The sequence below is a fragment of the Corallococcus silvisoli genome (genome assembly GCF_009909145.1).
Taxonomy (GTDB): Bacteria; Myxococcota; Myxococcia; order Myxococcales; family Myxococcaceae; genus Corallococcus; species Corallococcus silvisoli.
Genome location: NZ_JAAAPJ010000001.1, coordinates 1454365 through 1474289, shown reverse-complemented (window position 1 = coordinate 1474289; position 19925 = coordinate 1454365). Strand labels below are relative to the sequence as shown.

At 67.7% G+C, this 19925-nt stretch carries 18 protein-coding genes; 15 read left to right on the top strand and 3 right to left on the bottom strand.

What is annotated here, in order from left to right:
- The first annotated feature begins 222 nt into the window (after positions 1–222).
- The 10 genes from GTY96_RS05860 (at position 223) to GTY96_RS05815 (ending at position 12810) form a co-directional block, all read left to right on the top strand.
- Entirely contained in the window at positions 223–1554 is a 1332-nt protein-coding gene (locus GTY96_RS05860; protein WP_255441934.1) for an iron-containing redox enzyme family protein, read from the top strand.
- Positions 1503–1940, top strand: a complete 438-nt coding sequence (locus GTY96_RS38690; RefSeq protein WP_143899002.1) for a Rieske 2Fe-2S domain-containing protein — start codon at positions 1503–1505, stop codon at positions 1938–1940. The genes GTY96_RS05860 and GTY96_RS38690 overlap by 52 nt, the downstream gene beginning before the upstream one ends.
- Complete coding sequence (locus GTY96_RS05850) at positions 1918–3195, top strand: ATP-grasp domain-containing protein (protein ID WP_161664092.1); 1278 nt, start codon at positions 1918–1920, stop codon at positions 3193–3195. Before GTY96_RS38690 ends, GTY96_RS05850 begins: the two co-directional genes overlap by 23 nt.
- Positions 3196–3287: 92 nt before the next feature.
- The gene (locus tag GTY96_RS05845) at positions 3288–4592 is read left to right on the top strand and encodes an MFS transporter (protein WP_161664091.1); all 1305 of its coding nucleotides are present in this window, start codon (positions 3288–3290) and stop codon (positions 4590–4592) included.
- 1 nt (position 4593) lies between these two features.
- The gene (locus tag GTY96_RS05840; RefSeq protein WP_143898999.1) at positions 4594–5532 is read left to right on the top strand and encodes an alpha/beta hydrolase; all 939 of its coding nucleotides are present in this window, start codon (positions 4594–4596) and stop codon (positions 5530–5532) included.
- Positions 5533–5535: 3 nt separating this feature from the next.
- A complete protein-coding gene (locus tag GTY96_RS05835; protein WP_161664090.1) occupies positions 5536–6816 on the top strand; it encodes an ATP-grasp domain-containing protein in 1281 nt (426 codons plus the stop codon).
- A gap of 6 nt (positions 6817–6822) precedes the next feature.
- A complete protein-coding gene (locus GTY96_RS05830; protein ID WP_161664089.1) occupies positions 6823–9417 on the top strand; it encodes a carbohydrate binding family 9 domain-containing protein in 2595 nt (864 codons plus the stop codon).
- A gap of 35 nt (positions 9418–9452) precedes the next feature.
- Positions 9453–10376, top strand: a complete 924-nt coding sequence (locus GTY96_RS05825; RefSeq protein WP_201755791.1) for an alpha/beta fold hydrolase — start codon at positions 9453–9455, stop codon at positions 10374–10376.
- Positions 10377–10415: 39 nt separating this feature from the next.
- Positions 10416–11741 (top strand): DUF418 domain-containing protein, encoded by a 1326-nt coding sequence (locus GTY96_RS05820; RefSeq protein ID WP_143898996.1) that lies wholly within the window; start codon positions 10416–10418, stop codon positions 11739–11741.
- Positions 11742–12129: 388 nt separating this feature from the next.
- Complete coding sequence (locus tag GTY96_RS05815) at positions 12130–12810, top strand: hypothetical protein (RefSeq protein ID WP_143898995.1); 681 nt, start codon at positions 12130–12132, stop codon at positions 12808–12810.
- A 79-nt stretch (positions 12811–12889) separates the two neighbouring features.
- Here the strand turns inward: GTY96_RS05815 and GTY96_RS05810 are convergent, their stop codons facing one another.
- A complete protein-coding gene (locus tag GTY96_RS05810; protein ID WP_143898994.1) occupies positions 12890–14074 on the bottom strand; it encodes an MFS transporter in 1185 nt (394 codons plus the stop codon).
- 122 nt (positions 14075–14196) lie between these two features.
- Here GTY96_RS05810 and GTY96_RS05805 point away from each other — a divergent pair, with 122 nt between their 5' ends.
- The 5 genes from GTY96_RS05805 to GTY96_RS05785 all read left to right on the top strand — a co-directional run bounded on the left by GTY96_RS05805 (position 14197) and on the right by GTY96_RS05785 (position 17909).
- A complete protein-coding gene (locus GTY96_RS05805) occupies positions 14197–15105 on the top strand; it encodes a LysR family transcriptional regulator (protein WP_143898993.1) in 909 nt (302 codons plus the stop codon).
- A 141-nt stretch (positions 15106–15246) separates the two neighbouring features.
- Positions 15247–15462, top strand: a complete 216-nt coding sequence (locus tag GTY96_RS05800; RefSeq protein WP_161664088.1) for a hypothetical protein — start codon at positions 15247–15249, stop codon at positions 15460–15462.
- A gap of 12 nt (positions 15463–15474) precedes the next feature.
- On the top strand, positions 15475–15786 hold the full coding sequence (locus tag GTY96_RS05795) for a PadR family transcriptional regulator (protein ID WP_161664087.1): 312 nt from the start codon (positions 15475–15477) through the stop codon (positions 15784–15786).
- Complete coding sequence (locus tag GTY96_RS05790) at positions 15783–16952, top strand: hypothetical protein (protein WP_201755790.1); 1170 nt, start codon at positions 15783–15785, stop codon at positions 16950–16952. The genes GTY96_RS05795 and GTY96_RS05790 overlap by 4 nt, the downstream gene beginning before the upstream one ends.
- A gap of 123 nt (positions 16953–17075) precedes the next feature.
- Positions 17076–17909, top strand: coding sequence for an alpha/beta hydrolase-fold protein (locus tag GTY96_RS05785; protein WP_201755789.1), 834 nt, complete (start codon positions 17076–17078; stop codon positions 17907–17909).
- 255 nt (positions 17910–18164) lie between these two features.
- Here GTY96_RS05785 and GTY96_RS05780 read toward each other — a convergent pair whose 3' ends face one another.
- Together GTY96_RS05780 and GTY96_RS05775 are read right to left on the bottom strand one after the other, a co-directional pair.
- Positions 18165–18743: an alpha/beta hydrolase gene (locus tag GTY96_RS05780; RefSeq protein WP_161664085.1), complete on the bottom strand. Its 579-nt coding sequence runs from the start codon at positions 18741–18743 to the stop codon at positions 18165–18167.
- A gap of 421 nt (positions 18744–19164) precedes the next feature.
- Positions 19165–19755 (bottom strand): hypothetical protein, encoded by a 591-nt coding sequence (locus GTY96_RS05775; RefSeq protein WP_143898989.1) that lies wholly within the window; start codon positions 19753–19755, stop codon positions 19165–19167.
- Between the last annotated feature and the right edge of the window lie 170 nt (positions 19756–19925).

Genomic DNA, 19925 nt, shown 5'->3' with positions numbered 1-19925 from the left:
TGATTCGCCCCGATCGGATCAACGCTGAACGGTCGCCCCCCGGGCACGCAGCTCAGCGCAAGAACCGGATAGAGCGTGCACGGACGGCCTGGATACAAGCGGGTTCATGGGGAACCCCGAATGAGACACACGCCCAGCAAGACGACGCCCGCAGCCGTTGATCTCGGAGACTACTCCCACTTCAAGAATTGCCTCATCCAGTATGGAGAGAGCGAATTGTTCGTGGATACGGAGGAGTGGCGGGTCCATGGAAACCCCTACCGACGAACCCTCCGCCCTCATGTCTTCAAGCACCTGGACTTCGCCAAGCCCCTCAGCCAGGACGAAATCCTCACCTACAGCAGCCTGGCCGCGCAGCGGACGCTCTTGACGCTCTATGAGCAGGACTTCGTCCTGCTCCCCGAGCGTGACTTCGAGGCGAAGCGAGCGGACTTCGAGGAGTTCTATTCGCCTCGCTCGCTGGCGCTGGGTGCGGTGGTGCGCCCCTGGCTCGAGCGTTACTCGTTCGACTTCCTCCAGAAGGAGGTTTCGATCAGCGGTCGCTGGACGGCCGCGACACTGGAGTCGTACTTCCAGGACTACGCCAAATCACTCCATCGCTCCGACGAAAACAAGGCGATGTCGGCCATCCTGGGCTCATCGAACCGGGAGCATGCGGCGCGCACGTTCCTGACCCAGCTCGCCGGAGACTTCCTGCTGGAGGCCTCCGCCATGGGCCGGAACGTCCTGGGCCACTTCGGCCGGCTCCAGTCCGCGCTCTTCAAGATCGTCATCGATGAGTACGGGTACGGGGTCCATGAGACGAAGCACAGCACGCTCTTCGAGAAGATGATGAGCGCTCACGGCCTGGATCCGCGGCCGCATGCCTACTGGCAGTTCTATCTGACCTCGTCGTTGCTGCTGAACAACTACTACAACTGGATCTCCCGGGATCACACCAAGGTCTTCCGCTATCTCGGGGCCATCTACCAGGCAGAGACGGCCTTCATCTCCTCCTGCGCGCAGATGGCGGACATGCTCCGCGCCGTCTTCGGACCGGACGCGGAGGCCCAGTACTTCCTGGAGCACGTCCACATCGACAACCATCACAGTCAGATGGTGCTGGATGAGTTGGTGAAGCCCGCGGTCGCGGCCTACGGCGAGGGCATCATCCCCGAGATCGTCCGAGGCTTCGAGGAGGCCCGGCTGCTGGGGCGGATCGGCGAGCAGGACTTCTGCGACCAGGTGGCCTGGGCGGACGACGGCCCGAAGTACAAGGCGTTGCACCCGGCCGTCTACGCGAAGATCCAGAGCGGTGAGCTCAAGCCCAAGCGGCAGCAGTTCATCGAGCCCCGTGGCGAGCTCTCCGTGACCCACGTCCACGACGGGGATGAGCTTTGTCACATCGACTCGGGGGTGATGCACTTCGTCACCGGTGATGAGCGTCACACGGTGTTGAACGCGGGCGAGGGCACGGTCATCCAACACAATCGCTTGCATGGCGCGATCATCGATTCGGAGCGATGCGTCTACACCATCTACTCCATCGAGGACTACCGCAAGTGCCTGTCCTAAGGTTCGACCCCCGGCGGGTGAATCTCCTGGAAGTGGGCGGGCGGCGCTTCTTCCTCTTGCGCTCCTCCGATGAGCTTCTCCTCGTCGCGTCCGCCTGCCCGCACCGTGGAGGTCCGTTGCATCTGGGGACCTGGGACTCCCAGGCCGGGGCCATCCAATGTCCCTGGCACTCACGACGCATCACGCTCAAGCACCTGCGCAAAGGAGCCATTCCGCTGGTCTCCCTGAGAGATGAAGTCGTGGCCGTATTCCCAGACGAGCCGGGTGCGCTCGTGCGCTTGCGGTGGCGGGGCATCCTCGCCAATGAACCCGCTCCAACCGGGGCCTGTCCGTCCCCATGCGATCCCCACAGGAAGCCGAGCCATGCCCCAACCGTTCAAGGTTGACACGACATCTCCCCGCACCGTCCTGCTCGTCTCCAGCGGATACCACCTGTACCGTGAGTACCTGCTCCGCATGATTTCAAACCATGCGAGGGTCTGGCTGTTCATCGACCGGGAGTCGCAATGGGAGCGGCCCTATGTCATTGGCAGCACGAAGGTCGACACCCTGGACGTCGAAGCCATGCTCACGGCGGCGCGTGACCTGCGCGCCGAGGTCGCGTTCGACGGCGTCATCTGCTGGGATGAAATCCGCATCGTCCATGCCGCCCGGCTGGCGGAGACCCTGGGACTTCCCTCGGGGCCCTCCCAGGCCATCTCGAACTGCCGGGACAAGCACCGCACCCGCGGCGCCCTCGCCGCCGCCGGAGTACCCCAGGCCCGCTCCATCGCCGTGTCGACGGCCGCCGAGGCCGACGCCGCCGCCCAGGCCATCGGATACCCGGTCATCGTCAAGCCACGCGCCCTGGGCGCGAGCTTCGGTGTGAGCCTCGTGGACGGCCCGCGTGAGCTGGCGACCGCCTACGCCCATGCCCGCGATGCGCGAGAAGACGGGGTCCCCTCCTTCGACGCCGGGGTGCTCATCGAGGAGTACATGGACGGCCCGGAGATCAGCGTCGATGCCGCCTTCGCCGACGGCGAAATGCAGCCCCTGTATCTGGCACGCAAGGTGACGGGCTTCTACCCCCACTTCGAGGAGACGGGCCACGTCGTCGACGCGGCGGACCCCCTCCTCGAGGACCCCGCGCTGCGCCAGGTGCTCGCCGGGGCGCACCAGGCCGTCGGGCTCCAGACGGGCATCACCCACACCGAGCTGCGCCTCACCCGCTCCGGGCCGAAGATCGTGGAGATCAACGCGCGCCTGGGCGGCGACATGATTCCGTACGTCGGCTGGCTCGCGTCGGGAATTGATCCGGGCCGGGTCGCGGTCGAGGTCGCGTGCGGCCAGCTCCCCGTGGTCGAGCACGCACGGCGAGACGTCGCGGCGATCCGGTTCCTCTACCCGGAGCGCGATGTGGTCGTCGCGGACGTGCGCGTCGACGAGACACGGCTTCCGCCGGCGGTCGACCTGGCGCGCGTCCTCGCGTCTCCCGGCCAGCGGCTGGTCCTGCCTCCGAACGATCACGTGTCATGCCGCTATGGCTACGTGGTCGTGCGGGGTGAGAGCGCCGAGGCGTGCAACGCGGCGGCGAAGGAAGCGGAGCGAGCCTTCACGCTCTCGGGCTCCGCCGACGAGGCCAGGAGCCTGGGCGTGAGCTGACACCCGGAGCCTCGACGCAGTCCGTTTCCCCGCCCCGAGACCTGCACCGCGCGGCAGCGGCCCTTCCCCTGTCGCACTCCTGAGCCCTCGTCATGACCTCCCCTCCCCCTTCAGCCGACCTGCCCTCTCGCCGAGGTGACTTCCGCCTGCTGTGGGCGGGGCAATCCCTGAGCCTCATGGGAGACCAGTTCGCGGTCGTCGCCCTGCCGCTCGTGGCGCTTGAGATGGTGGGCACCCCGGCGGCGCAGGCGGCGCTCCTGCCCTTCGCCCTGTCCGCTCCGTTCCTCGTGCTCGGCCTTCCCGCCGGCGCCATCGTGGACCGCCTGCCGCGGCGCTTGACGATGCTGGTGTGTGACGCGGTGCAGGCGGTGGCCTTCGCCATCATCGCGGCACTCGCCCTGTTGCATGCGTTGTCGTTCCCCGTGCTCATGGCGCTGGTCGCCATCAGTGGCTGCGCCGTGGTGTTCTTCCAGGTCGCCTACACCTCGTATCTGCCGGAGCTCCTGACGCGGAAGGAGGAGCTCCACGTCGGCAACTCGAGGCTGTTCTTCTCCGAGTCGATTTCACGGACCATCGGCCCGATGGCCGCCGGGCCGGTGATCGCCGCGTTCGGCGCGTTCGTGGCCCTCTGGGCGAACGCCCTCACCTTCATGGCCTCGCTGGTGACGTTGCTGGCCATCCGCCCGACCACCGTCCGCTCCGTCCCCAAGCCGCGCGAGCGGGGCTGGCTGGTCCGCGACATCCGCGAGGGGACGACCTTCGTCTTCCTCCACAGCCGCGTGGAGCCGGTCATCTCGTGCGGCGTGGTCTACGTGTTGTTCCTGGGCATGATCGAAGCCAGCCTGATTCTCTACTGCAAGAGCGTGCTGGGATTGAGCGCGACCGGCATCGGCCTCGTCGTGGGCGCGGTCGGTATCGGATTCCCTCTCGGGAATCTCCTGTCGGCCCGGCTCACCGCGCGCTTCGGCGTGGCACGCAGCCTGGTGGTGAGCGCGTCGGTGGCGGTGCTCGGCCTCGTGCTGACCGCCGCCGCCTGCTCCCTCGGGTCGCTCGTGGGCCTGGTCGCCAGTGGGGTGATTCATGGCGTGGGCGAAGGGGTATTCGGTCCCACCTCCCTGACCCTGCGGCAGCTCGAGACCCCCGACGCGATGCTCAGCCGGGTCAACTCGGTCCAGCGCTTCTTCCTCTGGGGTGCCGGGTCGATTGGCAGCCTCCTGGCGGCCGGGTGCATTCATCTGTGGGGGCTGCCCGTCGCGCTGTGGGCGGGAGGGCTCGGCACCGTCTTGTGTCTGCCCATGTTGCTGCGCCGAGGCATCCTGCAAGCCATCCGGCAACCGCACGTGGCGAGCCTCCCCGTGGCGCAGGTCGAGTCCCCCCAACCTGATACCGGAGCATGACATGGCAGACTACGCACCTGGCATCCAGGAGTTCATCGACCGCTGCAACGCGGCCATGCCTCCCGACTTCTACAAGCTCCCGAACGAGCAGCAGCGTGCCCTCTACCAGGGGCTGACCATTGAGTTCCCCTACGACGTGCCTCCTGGCGTGACCACGCAGGACGTGCGCATCCCGCACGGCGGGCGCCACGTGTCGGCGCGCGTCTACCGGCCCGAGAGACAGGTCGATGATGGGCTGCTCATCTACATCCGCGGTGGCGGGTTCGTGGTCGGCTCCCTCGAGACCCACCACACGGTCCTCGCCGAGCTCTGCATGCAGACGGGCCTCGTCACGGTCGCCCCTGATTTCAGCCTGGCGCCCGAGCACCCGTTCCCCGCGGCGCTCGAGGACTGCCACGACGTCGTGTGCGGTCTCATCAGTGCTCCTGGCCTGCTCGGGATCGACCCCGCGAAGGTCGTCATCTGCGGAGACAGCTCGGGGGGGAACATGGCGGTCGTGGTCGCGATGATGGCTCGCGACCGGGGCGGTCCGTCGCTGCGCGGACAGGCGTTGATCAGCCCGGTGCTCGACTTCACCCGCTGGCGCTCCGGAGGAGCGGACGCGCCACTCCTGACGAGCGGAGAGATGGAGTACTACACCGCCTGCTACGCGCCGCTCCCCGGACAGGTCGCCCATCCATACGTGTCACCGCTGGTGAGCGGACGCTTCGATCGCCTGCCTCCGGCCTACATCATGGGCGCGGAGATGGACTCGCTGCTCGTGGACTCGCAGGCCTACGCGCAGCGCCTGAGGGAGAACGGCACCCAGGTCGAGCTCGTCGTCGAGCCGGGCCTCGTCCACTCCGCGGTGCGCGCGCGCGGCTTGAGCCCCCAGGTGGCGGACGCGTGGCGGCGGTACTGCGCCGCCGCGGCCCGGCTCGCTCGCACGGGGAAGGTCTGAACCATGAGTGCGTATGCCCCGGCGGGTCCCGCGGTGATCGTAGACCCGTACTCGTCAGGCGCGCTCTACGCGCCTGCGTTCCGCGAGGCTGGGGTGCCCTCGGTCGCCCTGGTGACCGCGCCCGCCCCGCCCGACGTCTATGCGGCGTCCTACCGCCCGGAGGACTTCAGCGAGGTCATCGTCGCGTCCGACGGACTGAGCACGGCCATCGCGCGCCTGCGCGCCCTGCGTCCCCGCTGCGTGTTGGCCGGGTGCGAGTCGGGAGTCGAGCTCGCGGACCTGGTCGCGCCCCAGGTGGTTCCCGAAGTCGCCAACGCGCCCGAGACCGCCAGCGCGCGCCGACACAAGGGCGACATGGCCCGGGCCGTGGCGCAAGCGGGGCTTCCCATCATCGAGCAGATCTGCACCGACGACCCCGACGAGGTCGAGGCGTGGATTGAACGCTCCGGCCTGCGGGGCCGGGACCTGGTCATCAAGCCCCCCAAGAGCGCCAGCACCGACGGGGTGACCCGCGTCGCCCGGGGCGAAGGCTGGCACGACGTCTTCACGTCGATGCTGGGCCAGCGAAATCGCCTCGGGTTGCTCAACGACCGCCTCGTCGTCCAGGAGTACTGCGAGGGCACCGAGTACGTGGTCGACACGGCCAGCCACGCGGGCGTCCATTCGGTGAGCGACATCTGCCGCTACCACAAGGTCGACAACGGCGGTCACATGGCCGTCTACGAGTCCATGTCGTGGATGTCGCCGCTGTTCCCGGCCTACGCGGACTTGGTGGGTTACGCGTTCGGAGTGCTCGACGCGGTGGGCATGCGCTTCGGCGCGGCCCACATCGAGCTCATGCTCACCCAGCGGGGCCCCCGGCTCATCGAGATTGGCGCCCGTCCCCATGGCGGGGGACACCCCCACTTCTGTCGGGTGGCGACGGGGGAGAGCCAGCTTGACCGCGTGGTGCGCCGATTCGTGAGTGACGAGCCGATGCCCGCCAGCTACCAGCTGCGCCAGCACGTGCGCGTGCTGTTCCTGATGGCCCGCCGCGCGGGACGGGTACGGAACGCCTCGGTCCTCGATGAGGTGAAGAACCTCCCGAGCCATCACTTCTCCCGGATCGCCATCCGCGACGGCGATCGGCTGGCTATCACCAAGGACCTGTTCGGCAGCCTCGATCTCGGGTTCGTCGTGTTGGCCCACCCGGAGCTGGCCCGCGTCGATGCGGACGCGCAACGGATGCGTGAGCTGGAGCAGCAGGTCGTGCTGGTCCCCGAAGCATCACCCCGGCGGAGCTGATTGACGATGCGCGCACGCAGCCGCGTCAGGCGCGCCGCGCGCGGGGCGGTGCTGCTCGCCATCGCCTCCGCCCTGCTCGCCCCCCATCTGGCGATGGCCGACACGGTCTCCACCTCCCAACCGCCAGCGCGGCCGAGTCTCCAGGCCATCCGCACCCACGACAGCCCCCGACTGGATGGCGTGCTCGACGACCCGGTGTGGAGCGTGGCCGCCGCGACCGATGCCTTCACCCAGAAGTTCCCCAACGAAGGGCAGAGCCCCAGCGAGCACACCCTCCTGCGGCTCGTCTACGACGATGACGCGCTCTACGTTGCATTCGAATGCGAGCAGCTCAAGACGCCGCGAATCTCGCGGCTGGTGCGAAGAGACCGCAAGGTCGGTGATGATCGCGTCGAAGTCACCATCAGCGACGGCACCCGCACCTTCGAGTTCTGGGTGAGCGCGGCCGGAGTGATGGGAGACGGCATCCGCTTCAACGACACCGACTACTCGGCCGACTGGGACGGCGTCTGGGACGCGCGGGTCCATCAGCACGCGACGGGCTGGTCGGCCGAGCTGCGAATCCCCCTGCTCATCTTCCAGCTGGACCCGGAGAGGGTCGGGGACTGGGGACTGCAGGCGCGCCGCTACCTGTCCTCGGTCCAGGAGACCCAGGAATGGGCCTACATCCCACGCACCGTGGCCGGTGAGACGTCGCGGTACGGCCGGCTCAGCAGGATGGAGGGGCTGCATCGCGGCAATCCGTTCGAGCTGCGTCCCTTCGCCCTGCTCCGCGCGGCACGGGGCGTGGACGGGAGGACCGGCTACGGCGCCACCGGCGGGCTCGACGCCCGCGTGCACCTGACCCCGAATGTCGGGCTCGACCTCACGGTGAACCCCGACTTCGCCCAGGTCGAGGCGGATGAGCAGGTCCTGAACCTCACCACCATCGAGACGTTCTTCCCGGAGAAGCGGCCCTTCTTCCTGGACGGCATGGACATGTTCCAGGTGCCGCGGATGACCTACTTCCCGACGTCCCGGCGGACCTTCTACACGCGCCGCATCGGCGCCGTGCCGACGAAGCCAGGCGTCCTCACCCAGGCCCCCGAGTCCGAACGCGTCACGTCGATTCCAGTGCCCACCACCATCTACGGAGCGGCGAAGCTGCGCGGGACGCTCGGCACGCATCTGAACTGGGGCCTGCTTTCGGCGCTCACGGGACAGAACGATGTCCAGGTCGAGCGAGCGGACCTCTCCCTGCGCGACGCGCTGGCCGCGCCTCGCAGCGCGTTCACGGTGGGCCGGATGCGCGCGGTCCTGAGCGAGCGGGCCCAGCTGGGCCTGCTGGCCACCGCGACCCAGCGGCTCGAGCCGACCGGGGAATATCCACTGCTGGCGTCCGCGGACAGCACAACGTCACGGCAGCTGTGCCCCGGGGGTGAGCGGGTCGCCGCGAGCGCGCGCTGCTTCCACGACAGCTACGTGTTGTCGGCGGATGGCTCCTGGCGCTCTCTTTCGGGGGACTACGTGGTGAGCGGGCAGGCCCTGATGAGCGCCATCCAGAACGGCCCACCGCGCACCCTGCCGGACGGCACGGTCATCGCGTCGGGAGATGTCGACGCGGGAGCCTTGATGTTCGCGGCCAAGGAGGGTGGCAACTGGCTGGGCTCCGTCGAGGCGGAGGCGTCAGGGCGACGGCTCGACTTCAACGACCTGGGCTTCATGGTGCGGCAGAACCACCTGCGCCTGCTGCCCACCGTCGAGTACCGGGCGGTCGATCCGTTCGCCGCGGTCGCCGAGGTGAGAGTGCGACTCTCGACCTCCTTCCGGAACACCGTCGACGGCTTGAATGTCTTTCGCGGCTACTACGCCTTCACCGAATGGCAATTCAAGAACGCGTGGAAGGCCAACACCATGGTGTATTACTTCGGCAACCGCTACGAGGACCGCGAGGTCGGGGATGGCACCGCCATCGAGCGCACGGGCAGCGTCGGTTGGGACCTGACCCTCACGAGCGCTCCGGGGCGGCGGCTGTCGGGCTCCCTCACGAGCGTGAGCATGTTCCGGGATGACGGCTACAGCCTCACCTACAGCGCGCAGCTGGGCTTCCATCTGCTGCCGCAACTCGAGCTGCAGGTGTTGCCCCAGGTCACCCTCGCGGCCGGCGAGGCGCGCTACCTGGGGGCCACGCCTCGACCGGGCGAGTACCTGTTCGGCCGACTCGACGCGCGCAGCATCGGCGCCACGCTGCGCGCCAACTACACCCTGACGACCCGGCTCACGCTCCAGCTCTATGCGCAGACACTGCTGGTCGCCAGGCACTATCGCGACTTCGGTTCATTCACGCCAGACCATGCGCGGGCGAACATCCGGCTGGACGACCTGACAGCGGCGGAGGCCCCCACGAAGAACCCCGACAGCCAGCTCGCGACCCTGGATGTCAATGCCGTCCTCCGCTGGGAGTTCCGGCCCGGCTCCACGATGTTCCTTGTCTATACACGCTCGCAGGCACCCGCGCGCGTGCTCGCGTCCGGCGAACGGGCCGAGCTCGACCTCGGCGCGCTTCGCGACATCCGGGCCGCGGATGCACTATGGATGAAGGCTTCCTACTGGTGGAACTGACCGGGCGAAGCCCCTGACTCGAGGAGAGGCAATCCATGGCGACGACAACGACAAACCCTGGCATCACCTTCACCCATCCCCCGGGCGACTACGTCACGGTCCGCGGCAAGCGTTTGTGGGTCGAGCGACACGGCAGCGGTACACCCGTGGTCATGCTGGCGGGCCTGGGGCCCGCCGGCTCGCACGTCATCTTCCACCCCCACTTCGACCCGCTCGCGGCCGACCACTGCGTCATCTACATCGACCTCTTCGGGCGAGGCCGGTCCGACGTCCCCAAGGACCTGCGCGACATCACCTTCGCGGAGGACGTCGCCGACGTCGCGGCCGTGCTGCAACAGCTCGACCTCGGCCCGGTGCACCTCTATGGATTCTCCTACGGGGGGCTGCTCTCCCAAGCGCTGGCGCTCGAACACACCGCGCGGGTCCGGAGCGTGGTGCTCGCCAACAGCCTGTTCAGCCCGGAGATGTGGCGCCTCAACCACATCAATCTCAACCGGGAGATCGCCAATCAGTGCCCGGAGGTCTGGGAGGAGATCCAGCGCCTGCACAAGGAAGGCGTGCGGTCGACCGACCCGCGGATGGCGTCGCTCTTCGCCAGCGCGGCGCGCCTGGTGCGGTTCTTCAATCCAGACAATGCCCCGCGGGTCGCGACCGAGCCGGGCGCCCGCAACGTCGCGCTCTACCCGGTGTTCTGCGGCGAGGACATCGACTTCGAAATCGGCGGACAGCTTCCAGCCATCCCCGACTTCAGGCGGCGCTTGAGCGAGCTCGCGGTGCCGCTGCTCGTGCTGGCGGGCCGCTTCGACCGGGCGCTGTATCCCGCGCTGCAGCGCGAGTCACTCGCCCATGCCAGGAGCGCCGAGCTCCATGTGCTGGAGCGCAGCGGCTCGTTCTCGCACGTCGAGGAGCCCGATGAGGTGCTCCGGCTCGTGCGCGCCTTCTGGGCCCGCATCACCTGAGCGTTCCAGTTCCTGTCTTTCAGTGGAGGAGTTGCGTACATGAATGAGGCATCGCAGGCGTCGGGTTCAGCCTCCCACGAGGCCCCCATCGCCCCGGTTGGCAGAACCGAACGGGTGGTCCTGGTGGATGCGCTGCGTGGCTTCGCGCTCTGCGGCGTCTTCATCTCCAACAGCTTCGCCTGGTTCAGCGGACGCAACTTCCTGCCCCGCGAGCAGGCGCGCGCCCTGGCGGCGCCTCCGCTCGAGGCCGCCACGCAGATGGCGTATGACTATCTGATCAGCCAGAAGTTCTTCACCCTCTTCGCCTTCCTCTTCGGGCTGGGCTTCTCCATCCAGTTGACGCGCGCCGAGGCCCGGGGCCAGCCCATCACCCCGCTCTACACGCGACGGCTGCTGGCGCTGCTGGCCATCGGCCTGGTCCATATCTTCGGTGTCTGGGTCGGCGACGCGCTGTCTGTCTATGCGACTGCGGGCTTCGCACTGCTGCTCTTCCGGCAGAGGTCGGACCGGACGGTGTTCACCTGGGCGCTGGTGCTGCTCGTGGTGGTGCCGATGGCGGTGGCCGCCCTGCGGCACTACATCCCCATCCTGATGGATGGCGCGGAGGCGGCGGCCGAGGCGGCGAAGGCCCAGGCGGCACAGACCGCGCAGCTGCGGGCCCGTTTCCTGGAGGGACTCTCCAGCAACTCCTTCTGGACCTCGCAGAAGGAGAATGCGCGCTTCTTCCTCCTGGCGATGCTTCCGCGGGTCAACCGCCTCTTGTGGATGGTGGAGAGCCTGGGCCGCTTCCTCCTGGGGCTCCTCGCGGGGCGGCACCTGCTGCTCCAGGATGTGGAGAAGAACCGCCCCTGGCATCGAAAGCTGCTCGGCTGGGGGCTGCTCCTCGGAGTGCTGGGCCACGGCGCGGAGCCCGCGTTGCAGGCGCTGAACACCGCCGGCCTCGTGGACGCCAGCCGGGGCCTCTGGACGGTCGTGATGCCGGCCGTCCAGGAGGTGGGCTACCTGGGACTGGCCGCGGTGTACGTGTCCGCCTTCGCCCTGCTCTTCGTGCGCGGCCGGGGACAGGGAGGGATGCAGTTCCTGGCCCCCGTGGGTCGCATGGCGCTCACCAACTACCTGATGCAGTCGGTGGTGAGCATCTGCTTCTACGACGGGTGGGGGCTGGGCCTCATTGGCAAACTGCCGCCGTCGCGCTGCGTGACGCTCACGCTGGCCGCCTTCGCGCTCCAGGTCCTCTTCAGCCACCTGTGGCTGGCGCGCTTCCGCTTCGGTCCCGCCGAGTGGCTGTGGCGCTCGCTCACCTACGGCCGCCTGCAACCCATGCGTCCGCCCCCCACGTCCGTCGTGGTGCCATCGGCGCCTTGAATCGTGCGCGACAGGCGCCAGGCCTCCGCTTGAAGGAGCCGCTCGACCCACGCCGTCTCGCGCAATCCAAGGCTGAGCACTCGTGATGAAGGGAGCGCCAGACCGGCCCTCCCGACCGCCAGCCCATCGAGGACAACCGCGTGCCCAGGTGACCAGCGCCGCGGTGCTCTCGGCCAGGGCTCACGGGAAGGCCCGGATACGAGAGTTCATTGCCTCCGACCCTGGGGGCTCGAGGTCCCGTCCGACCCATCGTCCCACGTAGCGCCCCACCTCGTCTCCTCCTGGAGGCGGGTGGGCGCCCTCCTCGAACCGAAGCGCATTTCCTGCCGCTCCTCCATGCAGCCCTGTTTTAAGATGCCCCCATTTCGAGGTGAGCTGAATAGAGACCATGGTCGAACAAACACCGGACCCGATGCTGCCACAGACCTTTGCAGTTGAAGCCAGGCATTTTCGTGCGTTGGCTCATCGACGGATCGTGCTCGCCTTGGTCTGCTTGCCGCTTCTTCTCGGGATCGGCGCCCTGACGGTGTCGATATCTCTGTCACTGGCGCTGCTCACCGTGACGAGCATGTTTTTCGCCTATGCATGCATCACCATTGTCACCCGGCAGCGGCGAGCGGCAATGGAAGCCTCCAAGCAAGACCTCGTCCTTGAAGGGGATCGCGTAACCTTTGCCTCCGAGGGGCCACGTCGCGTCCTCCGCGCCATCGACCGCCCTGGCTATCTTCGCCTCCTCAGCACCGAGAACCTCGTGGCTGCATTCTGGTTTGACGCACGGAGGGATCCGACCGCCTTCTTCGACGTTCCTCTTCCGAAATCGGAACGCGTCGTCCTGACCGAGGCATTGAAAGCCGCTGGCATTCCAATCCGACAGGAAGGCTCCATTGCACGGGTGCTGTCGCTGGCCGGAGTGTTGGCACTCAGTCTTGGCGCGCTCACAGTCGCGCGAGTCGCCTTCACATCAGCAGCCACAGTCCTCGCCGCCGCCCTGTCATTGGGAGGGCTCTTGGCTGCAACATTGGTGACCACGCTCATCGCGGCCATCTGGTGGGCCACGCGCGACACCTGACGACGTCACTTCGAAGCGCGGACCCAATGCGTGCGAAGTTCCTTCTCACCTCAGCGAAATGCGAATCACGATCGTCGGTCTAGCAGCCCGCCGGGAGCGTCGCGACCACGCGAGCCTCGCGGCGAACCAGCAACAAGACCAGGATGAGGCCCGCTCCAGCCATCGCCGCCCCGGCCAGGGCCACGGCTGGATAGCCGAGGTTGAGGCCGATGACCGCCCCACCGAGGGCCGCACCGAGGGCGTTGCCCAGGTTGAAGGCACCGATATTCATGGCCGAAGCCAGATTCGGCGCGTCGCTGGCGGCGGTCATCACCCGCATCTGTAGCGGCGGCACCAGGGCGAAGCTCGCCACGCCCCAGAGGAAAATCACCACGGCGGAGGGTGCCTGCCACGGCATGACCCCAGCGAATGCGACCAGCAGTGTGGCGAGGCCTGCCAGGGTGGCGATCAAGGTACGGTCCACCGACCTGTCGGCGAAGCGGCCCCCCAGCCAGTTGCCGAGCGTCAGCCCCAGTCCGTAGGTCACCAACATGGCGGTGACGAAGCCGGTCGAGGCCAACGTCTGCTCCTTCAGAATCGGAGCGATATAGGTGAAGACGGTGAACATGGCGCTCGAGCCGATCACGGTCAGGGCGAGGGCGGCCAGGACAGGGCCGCGCCCCAGCACCGCCAGTTCGGCCTTCATGGCGCCGCTGTCGACAGAGGGCTCGACCCGGCCGTGCGGCAGGGTCCAGCGAAGCGCGACCATCGCCAGGGCGCCCAGACCCGCGATGCCCCAGAAGGAGGCGCGCCAGCCCAGGCTCTCGCCCGCCCAGGAGGCCAGGGGAACGCCGGTGATGTTGGCGACAGTCAGGCCCATGAACATGGCCGCGACAGCGCCCGCCCGCCTGTTCGGCGCGACCACGCCGGCTGCGACGATGGCGCCCACGCCGAAGAAGGCGCCGTGGTTGAACGACGTCACCACCCGGGCCGCCATCAAGGTCCAGTAGTCCGGCGCGAGCGCCGACAGCAGATTGCCCAGGGTGAAAATACCCATCAGGCCAACCAGCAGGGTCCGGCGCGGCACGCGGCCGGTCATCAAGGTCATCACTGGCGCGCCGACCAGCACCCCAAAGGCGTAGGCGCTGACCAGCAGACCCGCCGCCGGGATGGAGACACCGAGGTCGCCGGCGATGACTGGCAGCATGCCCATCGGTGCGAACTCCGTTACGCCGATGCCGAAGGCGCCGACCGCCAGGGCGAGAAGTGGAGGGTTGGGCTTCATCAGCAGGAACCTTTCTCTGCCCCCGCAGCGACTGTTCGCGACGGGTGCGTTGTTCTGAGCGCGCAAAGATGGCTGGGCCGTTGCCGACGCGTTAGAGCCCTTCAAAGCCAAGGACTCTTGAGATGAACGCAAAGATGCAGCCAGGCGGCGCGGATCGGGCTCGTGAGATGGCCGTCTTCTCGGCCGTGGCGGCGACCGGCAGCTTCTCGGCGGCCGGGCGTGAACTGCACCTGAGCCCATCAGCCGTCAGCCGGACCATCGACCGCATCGAGGCGCGTCTGGGGGTACGACTGATGCTGCGCACGACCCGGGCCCTGAGCATGACGCCCGAGGGGCAAGCCTATCTAGGCGCGGCGCGACGCATCCTGACGGAGCTGGACGACGCGGAGCAGGCCATCGCGGACAGGGGCGCGCCGCGCGGGCGGTTGAGGGTGAGCGCCTCCCTCTCGCATGGGCGCCTGTGCGTGGTCCCGCTGCTGGGCGACTTCGCGGCGCGGTACCCGCACATCCTGGTGGACATCAACCTGACGGACAGGGTGGTCGACATCCCAGCGGGAGAGGCGGACGTCGGCATTCGCTTCGGCCCGCTTGCGGACAGCGGCTTGACCGCGCGCAAGCTCGGCGAAAATCGGCGCGTGATCGTGGCATCACCCGACTATCTGCTCCGGCGCGGGACACCGAGAGTCCCAGAGGACCTGCACCACCACAACTGCCTCAACTTCAATTTTCACCGGGCCGAAGCGGTCTGGCCCTTCGTGCGCGACGGACACGAATACAGTCTGTCCGTGAAGGGCTGCATCGAAGCCAATAACGGAGAGACGCTGGGCCAGTTGGCTGCGTCCGGAGTGGGGGTGACGCGGGTCGGCGCCTTCAGCGTCGCGGAGGAGCTCCGCACGAACCGCCTGGTTCCCCTGCTGGAGCACTACAACCCGGGCGACGTCGAGAACGTCCACGCCGTCTTTGTCGGCGGCGCCAACTTGCCTGCGCGGGTCCGGGTGTTCGTCGACTATCTGGCCGTCGCCTTGCGGTGACGCGAATGCGGCGCAGGATGATGCAGGCCCAGCACCGTGCAAGCCCCCCCGCTCGCGTCCAGGCCACCGAAGTGACGGGGCGGTGCAACGACGCATGCAGCCTCCTCGTCCTGCTCGATGCGAGTCAGCGGGGTTGTCTCGGTGGAAGTGGTGCTGGAGGAGCGCAAGTCCGTCGTGGAGGTCGCGCGAGACATGGACCTCACCGAGATGGCCTTCCGCAGGGGGCAGGCCAAGACCGACAAGGGCATTCGCCAAGCCATGAGCAGGACGGCGAGGGCGTCCGGGCAGCGCTGGGCTCTGACGACGATGTCCGCGAAGCAGCTGCCGCAGGCCTTGACTTTAAATCTACATAGGTAGATTTATGGAGCCATGTCACGAACCCGCGCATTGTCGAATCACGCCCGCTCCGTTCTTGCCGCTCTGCTCAAGGCCGGCGCGGGCTGGTCGCACGGGTATGAGCTGTGTCGTCTCGCAGAGGTGAAGTCAGGCACGCTCTATCCGCTGCTGATCCGCCTCGAAGCCCAGGGTTATCTCGAAGCCGAGTGGCAACAGCCGGCGGAGGGCGGGCGACCGCCAAGGCACGCCTATCGCCTGACCAAGGCCGGAGTCCAGCTCGCGCACGCCAATCCGCCGGACCGCAAGGTGGCGGCTCGCCCCGGCCTTCGCGAGGCAACGACATGAGCGTCCGGTTCCAACGACGCGTGGCGAACCTGCTGTGCCGCGCGCTGGAGTCCATCCTGCCACCGCGGCTGCGCGACTGGGGGCTGGCCATCCGCTATGAGGTCGCGGAAATCCCGGAGGACACCAGGGCCCTGTTGTTCGCGCTTGAGAGCCTCTGCGGACTGGCACCGCGTGCCATCGGCATCCTCCTGATGCAGCCCTTCATCTCGCTGTTTGGAGCCGCCGTCCACGCGTCGCGAGCAGGAGCGAACAGCGGCTTCGGCGCGTTGCACAGCCCGCGTACCGTCGGTGCGCTCTGCGCGGTCGGCGCGGTCGCGATGGGGCTCGTCTACATGACGCTTGCCGGCGCGCCTGTTGGCTACCTCGGCATCAATGCTGGCGCACTCGTCATCGGTCTTGTCCTGCGGGCCCTCGTCAGCCGCATCCCGGGGGCGGTCGGGCGCGTGTCCGGAGCTCTGATATTCAGCCTCTCCCTCCTGCTGCTCGCCACCGCGCTCTTGGGCCTCCGCATCGAAGGGACAGCTCGCTGGATCGGGTTCGGCGGCGTGTTCGTGCAACCGAGCTTTGTCCTCCTGCCCCTCATGCTCGTCGGATTCTCCCGGACGCGCACCCCGCTCGCGACGATCGGGATGGTTGTTGCCGCTTTGGCCATGACGCTACAGCCCGATCGTGCGATGGCGGCCATGATGACAACGGCGCTGGCTGCCGTTACGGCGACCCGCGCGGACCGGCCGACGTCCATGGCCTTCACTGCCAGCCTCTTGGCGTTCGTGGTGACATTGCTGCGCCCCGATGCGGTTCCAGCCGCTCCCTTCGTCGACCAGCTCCTCTTTTCGTCCTTCGCGGTCCATGCCCTTGCCGGGCTGGCCGTCGTGGCCGGTCTGGCCATGCTGCTCGTCCCCGCGATTATCGGGTGGTCTTGTGACAAGGACAGCCGCGCAACCTACTTCGCCTTCGGGTCCGCCTGGCTCGCGGCGACGATTGCCGCCGCGTTCGGCAATTACCCGACACCGGTCGTAGGCTACGGGGGCAGCGCGATCCTCGGCTATGTCCTGAGCCTTTCGGCCCTGCCGAGGCCGGTGCGTTCGCGGGTCGGCTCAGAAACCGTCCCGCCCGATGATCCGCAGGCGTCGCGCGACATCCATTCGAAAATCGCTCTCGCCTAGCCGACCTTCGCAAGGCCGTCCTCATCGGCAGGAATGGCCCCCCTGAACGGATACCCAGCCATGACAATGCCTCGCCCTGGGCGGCGGGTTCGATACCTGCTGCCCGTCGTACTGCTTGCAATCGTGCTCTGGTTCATCTGGACGGAGATCTCGCGCCGCCGCGGCGACCAAAGGGCTTCGTTCAAGCCCGCGAGTCAGCGGTGCGACGCGCAAGGCCCCCTGCGTTACTGCATCAACGAGGCCGCTGGGGGCACCAACGGTGATATCGTCTATCATCACCACGGGCGCAACCTCGACGAAACGAGCTGGAACGACGACACATACTTCACCGGCATGCTTCAGGAACAATGGCACGCCTCCGGAGCCTTGCCGCCCACGGTCATCACCATCTCCTACGGCTCGACGTGGCTCCTGACTCCGAAGGGCAAGCAGGAGGACAGCGGCCTGCTCGATGATTTCATGGCACGTCTGCCCGCGATTGAGGCCAAGGTGGGACGCCCTCGGCGGCGAATGCTGCTGGGGGAATCGATGGGCGGGCTCAATGTCCTTGTCGCGGGCCTTACCCATCCGGCGCAGTTCGCGAAGGTCGCGGCGCTTTGTCCGGGCGTCTACGCCGACACCCCGTTCTCCTCCTTTGACACAATCAGGGCCTGGATGGAGCGCACCGGGGCCGACCCCAAGATCGTGTTCGGAGTCTGGCTGATGGCGCGCAAGTACGTGGCCGACGAAGCCGAATGGCGCCGGATCTCGCCTCTGCATCTGGCCGCACAGGCGGGGCCTGACTATCCGGAGCTCTATCTCTCCTGCGGCCTCTACGATGCCTACGGAAACTACGAAGGCACCGAGCGCCTCGCCCACATTGCCCGTCAGCGTGGCGTCAGGACCGAGTGGCACCCGCTCTATGGCGGCCACTGCGCATCAGACGTGGCTTCGCTGGCCGACTTCCTCGTGAACTGACCGGCAAGCCCTGTTCGCGCGAAGAGGTTCAACGAGCAAGAGGGAGTAGCCCGGTGGTCTCAAGCGGTGAACGCACCCCTTGGCGCCGCGGGCCGCCAGGAGGCCCGCGGCCTTGTCTGGCTCGCGCAATCGTGGGCGGGGGTGGCTCAGGCCCGCGCCTGCACCACGCGCCACTGGCCAGGAGAGACCCCTTCCCAATGGTGGAAGGCCCGGAAGAAGGAGTTCGCGTCCTCGTAGCCCAGGAGGTACGAAATCTCACTGAGCTCCAGGGGGGTCGGGGCTCGCTGGCGCGAGAGGCATGTAGGCGATGTCCTCGCCGCGGTGCTCGGCGGTGCGCCGCGTGGAGCCGGCGTCGCGAAGCCCCAGAGCCTGCGCGGGGGACGTGGTGCCGGCCCAGCCCAGGCGAACCGACGCGCCGATGTTGACCGCGCTCACCCCGCCCACGGCCTTCAGCCGCGAGTCCATCATGGCCGCGTTGATGGCGTACCCCCCACCCGCGCAGATGCCGAGGACGCCCAGATGCTCGGATTGGACGAAGGGCAACGTCGTCAAATGGTCCACGGCGGCGAGGATGTCCTCGACACGCGCGGACGGGTCCTCGATGTAGCGGGGCTCGCCGCTGCTCTCACCCTGGAAGGACGCGTCGTAGGTGAGGGCGACGAAGCCCTCCAGCGCCAGCTTGCTGGCGTAGAGTCTCGCGACCTGCTCCTTGACGCCGCCTGCCGGGTGGACGGCGACAATCGCCGGGTATTTGCGGCTCTCGGTGAAGTTGCCAGGGAGATGAAGGTCGCCGGCCAGGGTGTAGGGACCACTTCGGAACGTGATGGATTGCATGCCGTGACTCCGTGTTTGTATTCCACGAAGAGTTACGGCGGTGGCCGCCTCGAGGCACTCGCAGGCCGCGCCAATGTACTTGCACTTCGCGCCAGCGGGCGTCGCGAGCGGACGGGCGGGCCTACTCCTACGGTTGCAGTTTGAACCGCGCCTTTCGGGCCCGGGAGTGGCACTGCATGGCCACGGCCTGCTGGTGGCGTCGCCAACAACTCCACGCAAGGACATGAGGAAGTGAGGCCGCCATGCGCCGCAGCAGCGCGACCAGAGGCACTCGCACTTCCTGGACAGAGTACTGAGGGGTCTTCCGAACTACAGCTGTAGGAGTAGGGCCTCTCATCGGGCGGCGCACACGCGCCGCCGCGGGGCGTGCGTTTCAGTGGCGAGGTGGCTTTTTGACAGCCGGACGCGGTGGAGCCTCAGCTCAATCCCCGCCCTCGCTGGCGCCGGCGCTGCAATCACAGACGGCCTCCCATGTCCCACTGTGCGAGGCGTCGCTCAAGTACGAGTAGCCGCACCCCTCGTCGCAGGTCTCCACGAGGTGGTAGCGCAGGAGGAAGGACGCCTCACAGTCGCTGGACGGCGTGGAAAAGAAGATGTCCCGGCTCCCCGGCTGGCAGCCCGAGACGCCCAGGTACTGCTCCTGGTAGCGGAACTCCAAGGGCTCGCTGTCGCCCACCCTCTCCAGGGAGACCTCGCGCCGGGTGTTGTCGCAGACGTCTTCAGGCATCCCCTGCGTCCAGCGGGCGGGGCCCCTGGCGGGTACGGGCAGGCCTCGCATCGGCAGGAAGAGCCCCGGCTGTTCGCCGAACTCGGGGACGCTCACGAAGTAGTCGCCGTTGTCCCGCCGGGAGAGCCCCACGGTGTGCACCTCGGGCCCCGAGCGCTGCGGCGTGCACGTGTCCGACTCCTTGACGAGCTCCAAGCGGTAGATGCCGACCTCACGCTCCTGGCCGCCGCAGGCGACAAGGAGCAGGAGGCCAAGGGCGAAGCCTGAGGGAAAGCGCTGGGGCATGCGAGGGACCTTCCGGAAAAAGGGGGAAGCGTCCCCTCGACGCGCGGTGCGCCCGGAAATTCACGGAGCGCGACTACGGGATGAAGCTGCTCGGGTCGTTCGGGTCCTCGAAGGCGAGCGCCGCGCACCGTCGGGTGCAGGGGCAGCGTCGTGTCCAGCCTCACCGCCAG